Annotated in this window: 17 protein-coding genes; 8 read left to right on the top strand and 9 right to left on the bottom strand. The window is 39.3% G+C overall.

Annotated elements, in window-relative coordinates; all coding sequences use genetic code 11:
• Nucleotides 1–7: 7 nt before the first annotated feature.
• Nucleotides 8–208 carry a 50S ribosomal protein L35 gene (rpmI, locus tag H8B06_RS07590; protein ID WP_105715938.1) on the top strand — a complete coding sequence of 67 codons (201 nt, stop codon included), beginning with the start codon at nucleotides 8–10 and terminating at the stop codon, nucleotides 206–208.
• Nucleotides 209–306: 98 nt separating this feature from the next.
• Nucleotides 307–651 carry a 50S ribosomal protein L20 gene (gene rplT / locus H8B06_RS07585; protein WP_105715939.1) on the top strand — a complete coding sequence of 115 codons (345 nt, stop codon included), beginning with the start codon at nucleotides 307–309 and terminating at the stop codon, nucleotides 649–651.
• A gap of 162 nt (nucleotides 652–813) precedes the next feature.
• On the opposite strand, the gene H8B06_RS07580 is transcribed toward rplT, so the two are convergent.
• The 6 genes from H8B06_RS07580 to H8B06_RS07555 form a co-directional block, all read right to left on the bottom strand.
• Nucleotides 814–1,398, bottom strand: coding sequence for an OmpH family outer membrane protein (locus tag H8B06_RS07580; RefSeq protein WP_190993679.1), 585 nt, complete (start codon nucleotides 1,396–1,398; stop codon nucleotides 814–816).
• A gap of 117 nt (nucleotides 1,399–1,515) precedes the next feature.
• Nucleotides 1,516–2,049 (bottom strand): OmpH family outer membrane protein, encoded by a 534-nt coding sequence (locus H8B06_RS07575; RefSeq protein ID WP_190993678.1) that lies wholly within the window; start codon nucleotides 2,047–2,049, stop codon nucleotides 1,516–1,518.
• Between the two features lie 50 nt (nucleotides 2,050–2,099).
• Nucleotides 2,100–4,688, bottom strand: coding sequence for an outer membrane protein assembly factor BamA (gene bamA / locus H8B06_RS07570; RefSeq protein WP_190993677.1), 2,589 nt, complete (start codon nucleotides 4,686–4,688; stop codon nucleotides 2,100–2,102).
• 123 nt (nucleotides 4,689–4,811) lie between these two features.
• A complete protein-coding gene (locus H8B06_RS07565) occupies nucleotides 4,812–5,549 on the bottom strand; it encodes an isoprenyl transferase (protein WP_190993676.1) in 738 nt (245 codons plus the stop codon).
• A 92-nt stretch (nucleotides 5,550–5,641) separates the two neighbouring features.
• A complete protein-coding gene (locus tag H8B06_RS07560; RefSeq protein ID WP_190993675.1) occupies nucleotides 5,642–6,535 on the bottom strand; it encodes an NAD kinase in 894 nt (297 codons plus the stop codon).
• 56 nt (nucleotides 6,536–6,591) lie between these two features.
• Entirely contained in the window at nucleotides 6,592–7,254 is a 663-nt protein-coding gene (locus H8B06_RS07555) for a CBS domain-containing protein (protein WP_190993674.1), read from the bottom strand.
• A 192-nt stretch (nucleotides 7,255–7,446) separates the two neighbouring features.
• On the opposite strand from H8B06_RS07555, the gene H8B06_RS07550 reads away from it, so the two are divergent.
• Nucleotides 7,447–8,280 carry a 1-acyl-sn-glycerol-3-phosphate acyltransferase gene (locus H8B06_RS07550; protein WP_190993673.1) on the top strand — a complete coding sequence of 278 codons (834 nt, stop codon included), beginning with the start codon at nucleotides 7,447–7,449 and terminating at the stop codon, nucleotides 8,278–8,280.
• A gap of 3 nt (nucleotides 8,281–8,283) precedes the next feature.
• Nucleotides 8,284–9,249 carry a GNAT family N-acetyltransferase gene (locus H8B06_RS07545; RefSeq protein WP_130140648.1) on the top strand — a complete coding sequence of 322 codons (966 nt, stop codon included), beginning with the start codon at nucleotides 8,284–8,286 and terminating at the stop codon, nucleotides 9,247–9,249.
• A gap of 40 nt (nucleotides 9,250–9,289) precedes the next feature.
• Here H8B06_RS07545 and H8B06_RS07540 read toward each other — a convergent pair whose 3' ends face one another.
• Nucleotides 9,290–9,739 carry a GatB/YqeY domain-containing protein gene (locus H8B06_RS07540; protein ID WP_190993672.1) on the bottom strand — a complete coding sequence of 150 codons (450 nt, stop codon included), beginning with the start codon at nucleotides 9,737–9,739 and terminating at the stop codon, nucleotides 9,290–9,292.
• 51 nt (nucleotides 9,740–9,790) lie between these two features.
• A complete protein-coding gene (gene ubiE, locus H8B06_RS07535; protein WP_190993671.1) occupies nucleotides 9,791–10,531 on the bottom strand; it encodes a bifunctional demethylmenaquinone methyltransferase/2-methoxy-6-polyprenyl-1,4-benzoquinol methylase UbiE in 741 nt (246 codons plus the stop codon).
• A gap of 394 nt (nucleotides 10,532–10,925) precedes the next feature.
• On the opposite strand from ubiE, the gene dnaB reads away from it, so the two are divergent.
• Entirely contained in the window at nucleotides 10,926–12,509 is a 1,584-nt protein-coding gene (dnaB, locus tag H8B06_RS07530; protein WP_190993670.1) for a replicative DNA helicase, read from the top strand.
• 66 nt (nucleotides 12,510–12,575) lie between these two features.
• Here the strand turns inward: dnaB and H8B06_RS07525 are convergent, their stop codons facing one another.
• Nucleotides 12,576–13,001 (bottom strand): hypothetical protein, encoded by a 426-nt coding sequence (locus H8B06_RS07525; RefSeq protein WP_190993669.1) that lies wholly within the window; start codon nucleotides 12,999–13,001, stop codon nucleotides 12,576–12,578.
• A gap of 287 nt (nucleotides 13,002–13,288) precedes the next feature.
• On the opposite strand from H8B06_RS07525, the gene metA reads away from it, so the two are divergent.
• The 3 genes from metA (at nucleotide 13,289) to H8B06_RS07510 (ending at nucleotide 16,015) form a co-directional block, all read left to right on the top strand.
• Nucleotides 13,289–14,233 (top strand): homoserine O-acetyltransferase MetA, encoded by a 945-nt coding sequence (gene metA, locus H8B06_RS07520; protein WP_190993668.1) that lies wholly within the window; start codon nucleotides 13,289–13,291, stop codon nucleotides 14,231–14,233.
• Nucleotides 14,234–14,792: 559 nt separating this feature from the next.
• Nucleotides 14,793–14,936, top strand: a complete 144-nt coding sequence (locus H8B06_RS07515) for a hypothetical protein (RefSeq protein ID WP_190993667.1) — start codon at nucleotides 14,793–14,795, stop codon at nucleotides 14,934–14,936.
• An 83-nt stretch (nucleotides 14,937–15,019) separates the two neighbouring features.
• Nucleotides 15,020–16,015, top strand: a complete 996-nt coding sequence (locus H8B06_RS07510; RefSeq protein ID WP_190993666.1) for a hypothetical protein — start codon at nucleotides 15,020–15,022, stop codon at nucleotides 16,013–16,015.
• Nucleotides 16,016–16,033 lie beyond the last annotated feature (18 nt).

Below are 16,033 nucleotides of genomic sequence, written 5' to 3'. Positions count from 1 at the left end.
TTTCATTATGCCAAAAGTAAAAACCAATTCCAGCGCGAAAAAACGCTTTAAATTGACTGGAACAGGTAAAATTGCAAGAAAAAGTGCTTATAAAAGCCATATCTTGACAAAAAAGGAAACAAAACAAAAACGTAATTTGACACAAACAAGTTATGTTTCTGATGCGGATATGGGCAACGTAAAACGTATGCTGGGTATCGGTAAATAAGTTTTATTTCAATTTTTATAATAATTTTTTAACCGGGTATTGGGTAGTAAGATTGCTGAAAAACGTAACACCTTGTACCAAACTAAATTTAAAATAATATGCCACGTTCGGTTAACGCAGTAGCTTCGAGAAGAAGAAGAAAAAGAATCATGAAAATGGCCAAAGGCTATTTCGGTTCAAGAAGCAAAGTTTATACTATTGCTAAAAATACAGTAGAAAAAGGTTTACAGTACGCTTACCGCGACCGTAAAACCAAAAAACGTGAGTTCAGAGCTTTATGGATTCAACGTATTAACGCTGGTGCTCGTCAACACGGAATTTCTTATTCGCAGTTGATCGGTAAATTAAATGCTAAAAACATCGGTCTAAACCGTAAGGTATTGGCTGATTTAGCCATGAATAATCCAGATGCTTTTAAAGCAGTAGTTGATACCGTAAAATAAAGTTTTAACCCGTTATCAATTTGTTAGAGATAAGAGGAGCCTTTGAGGCTCCTTTTTTATGGGCTGATTTCTAGAAAAGCAAAACCCTGAAACAAACAAAGGAGATCGGTTGAGATCTCCTTTGTTGATACAATCAATATATTTTAACTTCTCTTTTTACGACTATTGAGGTTGCTCGGTCGTAGGTACAGCTGGTGTTACCGGTTGGGCATCGGGGCTAATACCTAATTTTGAACGTACGTCCATCGATATATCTTCTCCACCTTGGAAGTAAATAACGTTTCCGGATGATGTATCAAGTACATATGCGTACCCTTTTTCTTTAGCTACAGAATTGATCGCATTTATTACTTTGGTTTGGATAGGTGTCAAAAGTTCTTGTTGCTTTTTACCCATATCTTCCTGTGCGACACGTTGTACTTCCTGTATACGTTGCTCAATGTTCTGAAGCTCTTCGCCTAATGTTTGTAGTTCTGCATCAATGGTCTCCTTGTTTGCCTCACTACGGCTTCTGTATTTCTCGTTAGCTTCGGTTTGCTTCTTTTGAAACTCTGCATACATACCCTGTAATTCTTGTGTCTTTGTCTCGTTTAACGTTCTCAACTGGTCATTTGCCGTTTTAAATTCAGGAGTCAACTGAAAAATTTCATCCGCATTGATATGACCAATCTTTTGTTGAGCATTTACCTGTTGTACGCCCAAAAACACCACCGCTACTAAAGCTACACTTCTAAATAAATTTTTCATTCTTCTCATTTTAATCATTTTGTTTGGTTCTCTTTTATCAACCAAAACATTTTTTTGTTTTATAAATATAACGTTAATAATTAATTGCAACTTCTTGCTACAAGTATAATAAAAAAATTAATTCGCCAAGCTTGGATTCGGTTTTAAACCTAATTTTGTAATGATGTCATTACTTTTGTCCAAACTAGGATTTGCAAATAGAATAGCAACCTCACTACCTTTGTCCAGAATTAAATCCAAACTTTCGCTTTTTGCTAGTTCCTGTATCGCATTGGACACCCGATCTTGAATAGGTTGTATCAAACGGATCCGCTCTTTATATAGATCGCCTTCGAAGCCAAATTTTTGACGTTGGAAATCTTTTACTTGTTTTTCTTTATTGACAATTTCATCCTCTCTACGACGACGCATATCCTCATTCAACAATACTTGGTCATTTTGATACGCTTGATACAGCTTTTCAACCTCCTCGTATTGTTTATCAACCTCAGCTTGCCATTTGGTGGAGAGATCATCCAATTGCTTTTGTGCTGCCGTATATTCAGGGATATGTTTCAAAATATATTCAGAATCTACATAAGCTAAACGCTGCGCGGAGGCTAGCGTGACGGAAGCTATAACTAAACTGATGACAAATATTACCTTTTTCATTTCTATATACTTATTTTCTAAATTTTAGGACAATTATAGTTCCAAAAAGTTTAAAAGCCTCCCATGTTTTGTAATATACTAAATGTAAAGTTCTGTTTCCATTGGCTAGACTGTAAACCCGGAATTGGATCGAAAGCGTGACCATAGTCGATACCCAACATACCAAAAATAGGAAGGAAAATACGCGCGCCTATACCGGCTGAGCGACGCATTTTAAATGGATTGACCTCGCTGAATTTATTCCAGGTATTACCTGCTTCTGCAAACGCTAGAACAAATACGGTTGCTTGTTCGTTTAGCATAACCGGGTGGCGAAGCTCTAGCTGATATTTTGCATAGATAGGGCTACCGGAATTGATTGCTCTATTTATACCATTGTTTTGAGATCCGGTGGATTCGGGAATAATGGTACCATTAGCATAACCCCGCATAGCAATAATTTCAGAACCTTGCAGGAAGTCAAAGCCCATCATACCATCACCACCTAGTTTAAAGCGTTCGAACGTAGAAGTTTCCGTTTTATCGGTGTAATTGCCTAAATAACCAAACTGAGCCTGGCTTTTCAAAACTAATTTGCCTACTATTCGCGTATACCACTGGCTGTCAAATTTCCATTTATGGTATTCTGTCCATTTGTACTTAACCTCGCTCGCTGCGTTTTGATAATCGATATTGTTCCAAGCAGAGTAAGGTGGTGTTAACTGTACAGAAAATTTGAAATGTGAGCCAGAAGTAGGATAAATCGGAGCATCTACTGAATTGCGGCTGATTTCCTGTGTGATGTTCATATTATAGGCTGTCCCATTATCAAATAAGAAATAACCACCGTAATTTTGCAATTTATAGCGCTGGAAGGACAATGAAGTATTAACCTGAAAATAGTTGTCTGGCCATTGTAAACGTTTACCCAATGTAGCGGTGACCCCTGTCATCCAGATACGGCTCAGTTGGTCGTCGGAGACCATTTGGCGTCCCGTAAAGTAATCAAAGCCACCATAGGATGAATTGGAAGTATAGGCACTCAAACCAAAATAAATCGGTTTCTTGCCGCCTAACCAAGGCTCCGAGAAAGAGAAACTATACGACTGGTATCTTTTTCCGGATGTTTGGCCACGGATACTTAACTTTTGTCCATCTCCACGTGGAAGTGGTTTCCATGCATCTTTTCTGAAAAGGTTGCTTGTGGAAAAGTTATTAAATGTTAATCCTAAAGTACCGATGACCTGTCCGGCACCATATCCTCCAGAAAGCTCTACTTGGTCAGATGGCTTTTCAGCAACATTGAAGACAATATCCGTTGTTCCCTCTTCATAGTTCATAGACGATTGTGGAATGTCAGGTTGAATTTTCTGTTCATCAAACATACCTAGCTGAGAGATTTCACGGATACTACGCATGATAAGCTCGCGTGAATATTTTTGTCCAGGTTTGGAATAGATAGAACGCAGTACAACCCGATCATTGGTGACATCGTTTCCTTTGACGATAACATTGTTGATCGTGAATTGTTTCCCCTCACTAATTACAATTTCTACATCTACCGTGTCATTATAGATACGTTTAATAATGGGTTGTACACCAAATGTCAGGTAACCATCGTTTTGATATAATGCACTGATGTCATCGCTATTTCGAGTAGGTCCCTGAAGCTTGGTCGTTAATTTTTCCTCGCTATATACATCTCCTTTTTCGATTCCCAACAACAGGTTCAAGATAGAGTCTGTGTATTTAGAGTTTCCAGACCATTGAATGTTACCCATATAGTAACGAGGACCTTCGTGAAGACTGATGTGTACATCTACCTCGTTATTATCATAACGCGAAATACTATCCGTAATAATTTGGGCATCCCGATAGCCTTTGTCTTGCATTTTTGCAACCAAATTTTCTTTTGCCTCTTTGTATTTGTCGTCTTTAAATTTACCGGGTCCGAAGATACGATACCAACGACGAGGTTTTACGCCTTTTAAATACTTGCGCAACTGACGCTCTGAAAATTCTTCGTTTCCATCAAAATATACACGGTGAACTTTAATTTTTTTGTTCTTGGTGACATTGACAAGGACGATTTCATTGTTCGTTTCTGCACTGTCTTTTTTGGTGGAGATTTCTATCTCCGGGTAAAGGAAAGACTTTTCCCGAAGGAATTTTTGAATGGTGGAGCGGGTTGTTTTTAATAGGTTTTCGTTAACGATCCTACCCGAACTGGTATTTAAACGTTTTTGTACTTCCTCTTTCTCTCCCTTTTTCAGACCTTCAATCTCTATTCGCGTAAGACGCGGACGTTCCCGAACGCGGATTTCCAGATAAACATTGTCTCCCTCAAACCTTTCGGCATACAATTGCACATCGTCAAATAAGTTTTGCGCCATTAAGGTTTTGATAACATTGGCAGTTTCTTCACTCGGTATTTCGATATATTGGCCTATAACCAATTTAGAAATGGTAATCAATACATCGTTATCCAGATACTCCGTTCCGGAAACCCGTACGCCACCGATGATGTAATTTTTAGGATCTAAATAGCTGATGTCATCAGGGTCGTTTAGGTTAATCGGGTTGTTTCCTTGGATTTGAGCGAATAAGGATTGCCCTCCGAAAACTAGTGTAAATGTTATTAAATATAGTAAGCGCTTCATTTATTCTATTTTCTCGGTGCTAAAGTACACCAATCTCTTGTTAATTTTTGTTAAAAGAAATAATTAATAACCAGCCTTTTAATTAGGCTCTAAATTGATGGTGCAAAGGTAATAAATATAATATTATAGCTGTTCGCTTGTTTTACCATATCTTCTCTCCCTTTGCTGATAGTTGTAAACTGCTTTAAAGAGATCTTCTCTTGTGAACTCCGGCCACATTTTCTCCAGGAAGCAAAATTCTGTATAGGCCATTTGATAAAGAAGATAATTGCTGATCCGCTGTTCACCACTTGTCCTGATCATGAGATCTGGGTCGGGTGTTCCGGCGGTGTATAGATTGTTGTGGAATACACGCTCATCAATATCTTCCACCTTTAACTTGCCTTCCGCGACTTGTTTAGCAATAGATTTAGTCGCATCAATAATTTCCGTTCGGGAACCGTAACTTAACGCGAGCGTAAGCACACATTTGCTGTTATCTTTTGTCAGCGCTATGGTATCTGCCAATTTTGCTTGGCAGTTTTTAGGCAAATCCCCGATATTACCGATAGCGTTTAAACGAATATCATTTTCTAGAAAAGTTTTGGTTTCTTTTGCTAACGTATCCACTAACAGCTCCATCAAAGCGTTGACCTCTATCTTCGGCCTATTCCAGTTTTCAGAAGAAAAAGCATAAAGTGTTAAATACGGTATGCCAATTTCTATACATCCTTCCAATGCTTCCCGAACAGCGGTGACACCATTCTGATGTCCGAAGATACGTAACTTTCCGAAGCCTTTTGCCCATCTGCCATTGCCATCCATAATAATAGCTATATGCTGTGGTAATGCCTTCGGATTTATCTTTTGTTTGAAACTCATTTTTTTATTGGACTTTCCTATACGGGTTTTATGGTGTAAAGATAGACGTTTTAGCGTAATAAGAATGCATTAAATTGTGTTAAAATATATTGTTAATAATTTCTAACATCTAATCCCCACAGCAACTTCTCCCGTAAGGTGCCGAAAAAACTATCCGATGCTAGGCGGATAAGGTGTATGCGGAAAGAGGCACGTTTAATACGTAATTTGGTCGTCGTATTTAACGTTTCATTTTGAGAGTCGCAACTGAGAATATACTTGTCTGTCCGACTTTCAATATCCAGCTCCAATTCACTATCTGCCGAGATCACAATTGGACGGACATTTAAATTGTGGGGGGCAACAGGTGTAATGACAAAATTGCCACTTCCGGGCATGATAATAGGGCCCCCGCAGCTTAGGGAATACGCTGTAGAACCCGTAGGCGTGGCGATGATAACGCCATCTGCCCAATACGAATTCAGAGTTTCGCCGTTTAAAGACACATTGATCGTGATCATGGACGATGTATCATGACGAAAAACCGTGATGTCGTTCAACGCAAAGTTCGCGTCTCCGAAAATTCCCTGCTGATCACTGCTTACTTCCAGCAAATCCCGCGCTTGCAATGTGTAACGTCCTTCAAAAATATTATCAAGCGCTTGGATGATCTTTGTTTTGTGAATGGATGCCAAAAAACCAAGACGACCAAAATTAATTCCCGCAATCGGAATGCCTGAATCTCGAATCTGTGATACAGCGGACAGCATCGTGCCGTCACCGCCTAGACTGAGTAAAAACAAAATATTTTGCGGGAGATCGTGGTGGTTGTAGTAACGCAGAAAAGTGTCCGGACAGTCCAATTGTCCCTTTAAAAAATCGTAGAAATCGGAATATATATAAACGGTGATGTCTTTTTCTTTCAAATAGGAAAACAATTGTTCAACATAGGGAACAACGGATGAATTGAAAGCCCTGCCATATATAGCGATGGATGTTTGTTGCATAAAAAGCGGTTTAATCAAAACTTATGCAAACCTAATAAAATTAATTAAGGTGAGTTTTATAAATTTAGGTAATTCATTAAGATATCGTAACGTTCTTTAATGTCCGAATCCTGACTGCCATCGTTGAATGTGGCTTTGACAACATAATCAAAACGCCATAAAGAGGCAACTACCGTTGAAATATTTTGTTTGTCGACCTTGATGGTCATTTCCATTTTGGTGGTGTCTGGAATATCCCGGACGGCCGTATTAAGAATGCGTATATTTTCTGATTCAAAAATGTGGGCGATATGTGAAAAAGATACATCATTTTTCCCAAGCTCTAAGACAATGATAGCACCTGGGCCTTTATTTCCCAATGTTTCGTTAATAGCGGATAACAAGTCAATTGATGTAACGGTACCCATATAACCGTTTTCTTTGTCCAAAATAGGGAGGATCTCTAATTGATGTGCGTCCATATATTGAAGAGCGTCGTAGACGTGCTGATATTCGTAAAGGTATACAAAACGAAACGACACCATTAGGCTACTCAAAGGTTGTGTTTCGTCATGTGCGGAAAGCAAATGCTCTTCGGTAAGAATACCCAATAGATCCCTTTCATCGACAATAGGCAACTGTGTCGTATGGAGTTCGTTCATTTTATCTAATGCAAACCCAATGCTATCGTCGGATTGGACGTCAAAATAGTTCTTTGCTATAATTTCACCTATATACATGACGAACTGTTTTAAAAATTAAACAACGAAAACCTAAAACCGTTTTACGAGCCCGTTTAATTATATGCTAAATTAGCAATATTACCGGTATCCCGTATACTATTCATGTAAATAACTTTTTACATCATTAAAATTTAAATTTATTATTTTTACGCCAATAATGATGCAAACACGGAATTTATTAATAAGCAAATGGCGAGAGAAGAAGAGCAGGTAAAATTTATTCAGGTTCGTGAAGTAATTCGAAAGAAAAGTCCGAAGCTGGCAAAATGGATTCCTAGCCCACTGATTAGCTATCTGGAACGTGTCATCCATGAAGACGAGATTAACGATATCATGACCCGGTTCCGAGACTTATACGGATTAGATTTCGTTGATGCTTTAATAGCAGATCTTGGTGTTAAAGTGGTACTAGAAGGAGCGGAGAATATCCCAGTGAGTGATAGTGTTATATTTGCTTCTAATCATCCCCTCGGAGGATTGGATGGCATTGCCATCATGCAGGCAATTGGTCGACATCGGCGTGATGTCAAATTTTTGGTGAATGATATACTGATGAATATCCGGAATCTGGAACCACTTTTTGTTCCGGTTAATAAAGTGGGAGGGCAGGCCAAGAGTGGAATTATGGCAATCGATCAAGCTTATGCCTCCGATAACGCATTGTTAGTATTTCCAGCAGGTTTAGTTTCGCGCAAACTAAGTGGAAAGATTACGGATCTGGAATGGAAGAAGAGTTTTATTACCAAAGCAAAAAAATATAAAAGAGACATCGTACCAGTTTATATCGATGGTAAAAATTCTAATTTTTTCTATAATTTAGCTAGACTAAGACAAAAATTAGGATTAAAAGTAAACATAGAGATGTTATATTTGCCGGATGAGATGTTCTCACAACGAAATCATACGGTAACCATTCGTGTAGGAGAACGGATTCCTTATCAGGAATTTGACCGATCAAAAAACGAACGCGAATGGGCTCATCATGTGAGAGAGATAGTATACAGAATGGGAGACAAAAAATAATATATGCAGGAGATTATACCACCGGTAGATAGAGCGTTAATTAAAGCGGAGCTAACACAAGATGCTTTTGTACGCTATACCAATAATGGAAATAATGAGGTCTATTTAATCAACTATCATACAGCTCCCCATATTATGCGTGAAATCGGCCGGCTACGGGAGGTTACTTTTCGCGGGGCAGGAGGCGGCACAGGACTGCCGCTCGATATTGACGAGAATGATACATGTGAACATAACTATGACCAACTTATCGCTTGGAACCCAGAGGAGGAGGAGATTATCGCTGGATACCGTGTTATTAAGTGCATAGATGCAATAGACAAAGAGGGAAATCTTCATCTCTCTACGGCACACTATTTCCATTTTTCTGATCAGTTTAAAAAAGAGTTTCTACCGTACACGTTGGAACTTGGGCGCTCTTGGGTACAACCCCGTTTTCAACCGTCGATAGATAATAGGAAAGGATTATTTTCCTTGGATAATTTATGGGACGGGCTTGGTGCGCTGGTTGTTATTAATTCGGATGTAAAGTATTTGTTCGGGAAGGTGACCATGTATCCACATTATAATGAAACAGCACGGGATTTGTTAATTTATTTTATGGAGCATTATTTTCCGGATAAAGATCAATTAGTTGTTCCATTCGAACACCTTAACTTAAACTACAAAACAGATATTACACCTTTTGTGGGGATGTTTGATGATTTAGCGTATAAAGAAGGGTATAAGCTGCTTAATACGAAGATTCGGGAATTAGGTGAAAATATTCCGCCGCTTATTAATACGTATATGAATTTATCACCAACGATGCGCACGTTTGGTACGGCATTGAATGATGAATTTGGAGAAGTAGAGGAAACGGGGATTATGATTACGTTGGAAGATATTTATCCGGCCAAAAAAGAGCGGCATATGAGCACATATGAACGTGATAAGGATAACGGTACAAGACTAAAAGAGCAGGGATAAGGTTTTCCTCCCTTGCTCTTTTGTTCTTTTCTCATCTAGCTTAACTTAACAAGGATTTTAAGACTTCCGATATCGTTTTACCATCTGCGCTTCCGGCAAGTTTTTGATTTGCAGCACCCATTACTTTCCCCATATCCTTGATGGATGTTGCTCCAACCTCCGCAATAATACCTTTCACAACATCTTCAATGGCAGATCGGTCTAATTGCTTAGGCAAATATTCCTCTATGACTTGCAGCTCTTCCATCTCGATTTGGTACAAGTCGTCCCTATTTTGATTTTTGTAGATATCTCCTGATTCCTTACGTTGTTTTGCCAGTTTTTGTAATACTTTGATTTCCGTATCCGCATGGAGCTCGTCCACTTGGATCTTCTCTGTTTTTGCCAATAATATAGCTGCTTTGATCGCGCGGAGACCACGTAGTTTAGCGTTGTCCTTAGCCATCATGGCCGCTTTAATATCCTGGTTGATTTTTTGCTCTAATGACATGTCGTATAAATTATAAATGATAGATTATCGTTTTCCTTTATGGAAAAATTGCTATTTCGTGCATTCGTAAATTGTGCAGAAACCGAATGTTTGGGGTCTAACTTTTGTTTCCTTAAATCCCACCTTCTGCGTAATGGCGGCAAATCTGTCGCCATCCGGAAAGTTTGCAACAGATTCTGGAAGATAAGAATAAGCGCTCGAATCCTTGGATATGAGCTTGCCCAATGCCGGTGTTAATTTATGAAAATGGAAATGATACAATTGTTTTATGGGAAAGGCGGTTGGGTTGGATAACTCCAAGATAATAGCCTTACCGCCCGGTTTTAATACGCGACGGATATCAGCAAGTCCCTTTTCTAGATTTTCAAAGTTACGGACGCCGAAAGCTACCGTAACCGCGTCGAATGTATTGTCTTCGAATTGCAGTTTTTCCGAGTCGCCTAGTTGAACTTCGAATTGCTCTTGTAATCCTTTTTTCGCTATTTTTTCCCGAGCGACATCCAGCATACCAGCTGAAATATCTACCCCGATGATCTTTTTAGGATTTAATATTCGAATGGATTCCAACGCAAAATCACCCGTGCCGGTGGCTACATCTAACATAAGCTGTGGCGCAATGCTGCGTAGTGATCGGATTGCCTTCTTACGCCAAATTTTGTCGATACCCATGGTCATCATCCGATTTAGCATATCATATGTTTTGGATATGTTATTGAACATGGTTGCTACTTGTTCTTTTTTTCCACCTTCCTGTGCTTTGTAAGGTTTTATTGTTCGGGTATCGTTTGCCATACAGCAAAGATACGTTCTATATCATCCTTTTAAAAGAAAAGGATATAAAAATCGTGGATAGGTATAACTATTTGGTACTGAATATGAACACCGTTGATAGACTTATTTTTGGTTTAACCAGTATCGCGAACAGGAGTTTTAAACACGGTCATAAGTTATTAACATTTCTATAACTGGTTGAATTTAAAGAGACTTTTTTTTGTTTCCACACTTTATTAACAAGAGGTGTGGAAAACGTTGGTATGGAAACCCGTATCCGCAAGGGAGTTATAATGGAGCTTTTTTATCATACTCCGAAGTGTGTACAAATAGATGGATTGTTCCTGTTTATTTTTTATATTTTTGTTGTTCGTTGCGATCAACACGAATCACTAAAACAGAAGAATTTTTTGGAATGGCGATAGAGAATGAATTTTCGAACAATGCGGGGGGCAGAACTAATTTTGCTAAGAAACGGGCTAATCTCCATAATTTAGTAAGTGGATTGGGTAAATTGCCACCACAAGCTTTAGATTTGGAAGAAGCGGTTTTAGGGGCGCTCATGCTAGAGAAAAATGCGCTTAGTGAAGTTATCGACATTCTTAAACCAGACTCTTTTTATAAAGAAGCACATCAAAAAATATACGAAGCCATTTTTAACTTATTCCAACAGACTTCACCCATTGATTTATTGACAGTAACCGCAGAGTTGCGAAAAATGGGAGCATTGGAAATGGTGGGGGGAGCCTATTATATAACACAACTGACAGATCGTGTTGTTTCTGCAGCGAATATAGAATTTCATGCCCGTATTATTTCCCAAAAATATATTCAACGGGAACTGATAAAGGTGTCGACCGAAATTATAAATAATTCCTACGACGAGACGACGGATATATTTGATTTGTTAGACCATGCCGAGAAATCATTGTTTGATATCGCGCAAAATAACTTGCGCCGTGATTCACGGAAAATGGATGATATTATGCGCGAGGCGATTACGAATCTAGAAGCGCTTCGTGATCGTACCGACGGATTGACCGGTATTCCATCTGGATTGACAGCTTTGGATCGCATGACATCTGGGTGGCAACCTTCCGATCTGGTTATTATTGCGGCCCGCCCGGCAATGGGAAAAACAGCCTTCGTTTTATCGGTAGCGCGGAATGCTGCGGTAGACCATCAACGTCCGGTAGCGGTATTTTCGTTGGAGATGTCGTCTGTACAGTTAGTTAATCGTTTGATAGCAGGTGAAACAGAAATCGAACAAGAAAAATTAAAAAAAGGGAATCTTGCCGATCATGAATGGCAACAACTACATTCCCGGATAGGAAGACTAACGGAAGCACCTCTTATTATTGATGACACGCCCGCATTAAATGTTTTTGAATTTCGAGCAAAATGTCGTCGCCTAAAAGCGCAGCATGATATTCAAATGGTAATCGTGGATTACTTGCAGCTCATGCACGGCAAGAGTGAGGGGAAAGGTGGTGGAAACCGGGAACAAGAAATCGGTAGTATTTCACGAGCATTGAAATCTGTTGCGAAAGAATTGAATATTCCGGTATTGGCGCTTTCCCAGTTGAGTCGTGCGGTGGAATCCCGTCCTGGGAATAGTAAACGTCCGATGTTGTCGGATTTGCGGGAATCGGGATCTATCGAACAGGACGCCGATATGGTGCTATTCCTTTATCGACCGGAATATTACGGGCTCACTGAAGACGAAGAAGGACGGCCTACAGCTGGCGTAGGAGAGGTTATTATTGCCAAGCACCGGAATGGTGAAACGGGTATTGTGCCCTTACGCTTCGTTGGTAAATACGTTAAGTTCGTCGATTTGGAAGAGGACTTCGGTGGGGCGGATTCCTTTGGGGGAGGAATGGATAACTTTTCGGCGATAGGGCCGTCTGATGCTTTTGGAGGAGCTGGCGGTTTCGGTGGTGGTGGTATTACGATGCCTTCGAGGATGAACGATATGCCGGACGATGCACCTTTTTAAAATGAAAAAATAAAAAGCCTACATTTTGTAGGCTTTTCACTAAACATTGAAACAAATACCCAGTTTCTATGGGTAAGTCGTTACCACTTTGCTTACTTTCCAGCCATCTTGACTGTGATTTAGCGTTATATAATCTACACGTGTAAAGTTGTCAAATTTCATGATGGCTTTCGCGACACAGGCTTTACCACACTCATCAAGCATCTCGTAGGTTGTTTCACAGTTGAATTTCAGGCCTTTATTTGTCTTTAAAAAATTCGTATAGGTTTTCTTGTTGTAGCGTAAGTTGTTTGCCGTGTTTTGGTACTCAAAGTCTTCCGAAAACAGAAATTTGTTGAATGCTATGCTACCTGCGGTGGCAGCCTCTAGGTAAGTTCTGATGATATTTACCGAATTAAGATCTTTCAATGGGTTAACTTTTTCCGCTGCATAAGAACAGAATGACGTCATCATGATAAATGCTGTTGCGATGGTTGTAATTGTCGTTTTCATTGTTGTAAGGTTTTGATGTTGTTAATATTTATTTTTTTAATTCTTTATGTTTTATAGTTGTTTTGATGACTCAAAAGTAGGTTGCTGTTGTGGAGGAGAAAACGCCAATTAGACCAGCATTTGATATTTCTCGGTAAATCCGGTATAATATTCGGTGAATTTTTTTGGGAAGTGTTGTTGAAATTTAATAGGTGTTGGATAGCGTTTACAGTCGGATGTTTTTTCTTCCAATTAATTCTTTATATTTTTGCACTCAGTTTTAGATCAACTTAAGCGAGGGAAATAGTATGCCAGTCAAGATACCAGATAATCTTCCAGCTATTCAACTTTTGGAGAAAGAGAATATATTTGTGATGAGCGATTTAAGAGCGAACGCACAGGACATTCGCCCTTTACGTGTTCTTATTCTTAATCTGATGCCCCTTAAAATAACGACGGAAACTGATTTCATAAGACTGTTATCTAACAATCCGCTACAAGTCGAAATAGAATTTGTCCGCTTAGACACCCATATCTCGAAAAATACACCTGAGGAGCATTTGGAAATGTTTTACAAGGGATTCAGTGAAGTGCGTGACGATTTCTACGATGGTATGATTATTACTGGAGCTCCGGTGGAGATGATGGATTTTGAGGCCGTATCTTATTGGGAAGAGATCCAGAGCATATTTGATTGGGCGAGAACGCATGTTACCTCCACCTTATATATCTGCTGGGCTTCACAAGCTGCACTTTATCATTTCTATGGTGTAGAGAAATCACCTTTAGCAGAAAAGTTATTCGGTGTATTCAAACATACTGCTATAGAAAAACGACATCCTTTGTTTCGGGGCTTTGATGACGAATTTTTTATTCCACATAGTCGCCACACCACTATTTTAAAAACATCGATAGCCGGCAAACAAGAGATTTCTGTTTTGTCTGAGTCAAGTGATGCAGGTCTTGCCATTCTTTCTTCCCGAGGAGGACGCGAGTTCTATTTTACCGGACATTCTGAATATGCACCGCTCACATTGGATGATGAATATAAAAGGGATTTGGAGAAGGGGCTAAATATTGATATGCCTTTAGACTATTATGTCGATAATAATCCTGATAACCCCCCGTTGGTGCGTTGGACAAGCCATGCAAACTTGTTGTTCAATAACTGGTTGAATTATTTTGTATACCAAGAAACACCGTTTGACTTGAAAGATGTTCCGAATCTGGGCGAAATAAAGTTAACGGTTTAATATATACTTCAAAGAACGGTCGCGAACGAAACGAAAAAGGAAGTAAAGTCAGGCTTGCATCGCCCGGTAAGCAATACCTGACTTTTTTTTACTTCCACATGAGATGTTTCTATAAGGATGCCTAATCTCCAGATTCATAATCCAGTCTTCGCCTGTTTTGGCATCAGAAACTACTGAATAGCTTTGTTCCGCGATGTCGGCAAATTGGATAATTATATTTTTATCGCCAAAAAAAACTGTAGAAAGCAGGTTTTTCGGGGTGAAAGGTTAATTTTTGGGGGTGAAAAATGTCGTGATGTCCAAATTTGCTACATTTACGGTTAGGACAAGTAGTATAGAATTAGTGACTAAAAGCCTTTTTTAAGGTACATATTATTTTGTCGCGTTCTTTTATACTTTCATCACGAATGTCATCTTCATTATCCCTAGATATCTTTATCTTCAAAATATTTATTTAATTTTTTGCCATATTTCATGGAACTCTGATCCGGACGGAGATATGGGCATAGGAACTGACCCTAGCATGAAAGCTTAATAGTTAACATTTAATTTGAAAAACATGAAGATTTTAAAAGTATGGTTACGTAAAGTACAAGGGCTTACAGGACGTCGTACACAAGTGGCTTTGCCCACTATGGTCGCATTTTGGGATTTTGAAGCTTCATCCAGGAAAGAGCCTAAATGTTTTTTTAGAACGTTCTAGACTTGAAATAGAAAGCCTGCTCTCGGCCAATTCAGGGCAGACTTTCTTTTAATGATTAAATTTTGGATCTTTAAAGAATCTCTATGATCATGGATTTTTTGGAAAGAAGTACTGCAAGCGACAGCGATGTCGCCACATCTTGGCTTTATGCTTTATTCGCCGCGAATCTGTATAGATTCTGTCCACAGATAGATACGGTCAGTTATCCTGATATTTATCGTCGTTTAGTTACTTCTAGATACCGTGCTTCGGACGATCAATTAGCAGACGTGTTGCCAGTCAAACAAGAAGTTCTGACCAGTCTGACATCATGCATTCAACAAATAAAAGATCGACCGGGTATTGTGGCTACCTTTCACACCGGTTCGTATCGTTTGCTCAGCAGAGTGATGTATATGCAAGGATTAAACGTGGCGGTGGTCATGTCTCGGGAGATCTTAGCTGAGCAGGGTGAGTATCTGTTTGCACAACATGCGAAAATGGAAGACGTAGGGGGATTACAGTTGATTGATGCCGACGCAGGTAACTGCCTTCTTAAAATGTTAGTTGCGTTGCGCGATGGCTATCATATTGTTGTTTATATGGATGGTAATCATGGTGCAGCGCCTACCAAGGATGAGTCGGATCATGAAGAAGTTTCCTTTTTCCATTGTAATCTTGTCGTACGTAAAGGTTTAGCGGTATTGTCCCATAAACGGAATATTCCCATTTATCCTATTCTTTCTTCCTTGGATGAAGCAGATGATACGTTTTATAAAAGCTATCCTACTATCTTTCCCAATAAGGAGGAGCAATTGGAAGATTATACAACGCGTGTATTTCGAACATTATATGATCATTTACAAGAAGTTATTTCTGTAAAGCCGGAGATGTGGGAGGGATGGCTATATGTCCATACGATGCCAGGAAAGAGAGAACGGAGCAACAAAAGAAGACGAAATCAGTCATACTGGCCTTGTCGTGTCGGGACTCGATATTATATGATGATCAGTCCGCGGTACACCTGTCAGGAGATTGGTAAATTGTCTTTTTTGTGTATGCGTAAGTGGAAACGTTTAACAAGACAGATGAAGAGTTAAATTTTTTTTAGTAATTTT

It is taken from the genome of Sphingobacterium micropteri (assembly GCF_014692515.1).
GTDB lineage: Bacteria > Bacteroidota > Bacteroidia > Sphingobacteriales > Sphingobacteriaceae > Sphingobacterium > Sphingobacterium micropteri.
The sequence above is the reverse complement of the archived record's forward strand: the minus strand, read 5'-3'. Positions and strand labels throughout refer to the sequence as shown.

Coding starts and splice junctions, on each gene's coding strand:
- bamA (WP_190993677.1), bottom strand. CDS start 4,688: ATGAAGCGCTTACTATATTTAATAACATTTACACTAGTTTTCGGAGGG.
- H8B06_RS07525 (WP_190993669.1), bottom strand. CDS start 13,001: ATGAAAACGACAATTACAACCATCGCAACAGCATTTATCATGATGACG.
- H8B06_RS07510 (WP_190993666.1), top strand. CDS start 15,020: ATGATCATGGATTTTTTGGAAAGAAGTACTGCAAGCGACAGCGATGTC.
- H8B06_RS07555 (WP_190993674.1), bottom strand. CDS start 7,254: ATGTATATAGGTGAAATTATAGCAAAGAACTATTTTGACGTCCAATCC.
- H8B06_RS07545 (WP_130140648.1), top strand. CDS start 8,284: ATGCAGGAGATTATACCACCGGTAGATAGAGCGTTAATTAAAGCGGAG.
- H8B06_RS07565 (WP_190993676.1), bottom strand. CDS start 5,549: ATGAGTTTCAAACAAAAGATAAATCCGAAGGCATTACCACAGCATATA.
- H8B06_RS07560 (WP_190993675.1), bottom strand. CDS start 6,535: ATGCAACAAACATCCATCGCTATATATGGCAGGGCTTTCAATTCATCC.
- rpmI (WP_105715938.1), top strand. CDS start 8: ATGCCAAAAGTAAAAACCAATTCCAGCGCGAAAAAACGCTTTAAATTG.
- H8B06_RS07550 (WP_190993673.1), top strand. CDS start 7,447: ATGGCGAGAGAAGAAGAGCAGGTAAAATTTATTCAGGTTCGTGAAGTA.
- dnaB (WP_190993670.1), top strand. CDS start 10,926: ATGGCGATAGAGAATGAATTTTCGAACAATGCGGGGGGCAGAACTAAT.
- rplT (WP_105715939.1), top strand. CDS start 307: ATGCCACGTTCGGTTAACGCAGTAGCTTCGAGAAGAAGAAGAAAAAGA.
- H8B06_RS07580 (WP_190993679.1), bottom strand. CDS start 1,398: ATGAAAAATTTATTTAGAAGTGTAGCTTTAGTAGCGGTGGTGTTTTTG.
- ubiE (WP_190993671.1), bottom strand. CDS start 10,531: ATGGCAAACGATACCCGAACAATAAAACCTTACAAAGCACAGGAAGGT.
- H8B06_RS07575 (WP_190993678.1), bottom strand. CDS start 2,049: ATGAAAAAGGTAATATTTGTCATCAGTTTAGTTATAGCTTCCGTCACG.
- metA (WP_190993668.1), top strand. CDS start 13,289: ATGCCAGTCAAGATACCAGATAATCTTCCAGCTATTCAACTTTTGGAG.
- H8B06_RS07515 (WP_190993667.1), top strand. CDS start 14,793: ATGAAGATTTTAAAAGTATGGTTACGTAAAGTACAAGGGCTTACAGGA.
- H8B06_RS07540 (WP_190993672.1), bottom strand. CDS start 9,739: ATGTCATTAGAGCAAAAAATCAACCAGGATATTAAAGCGGCCATGATG.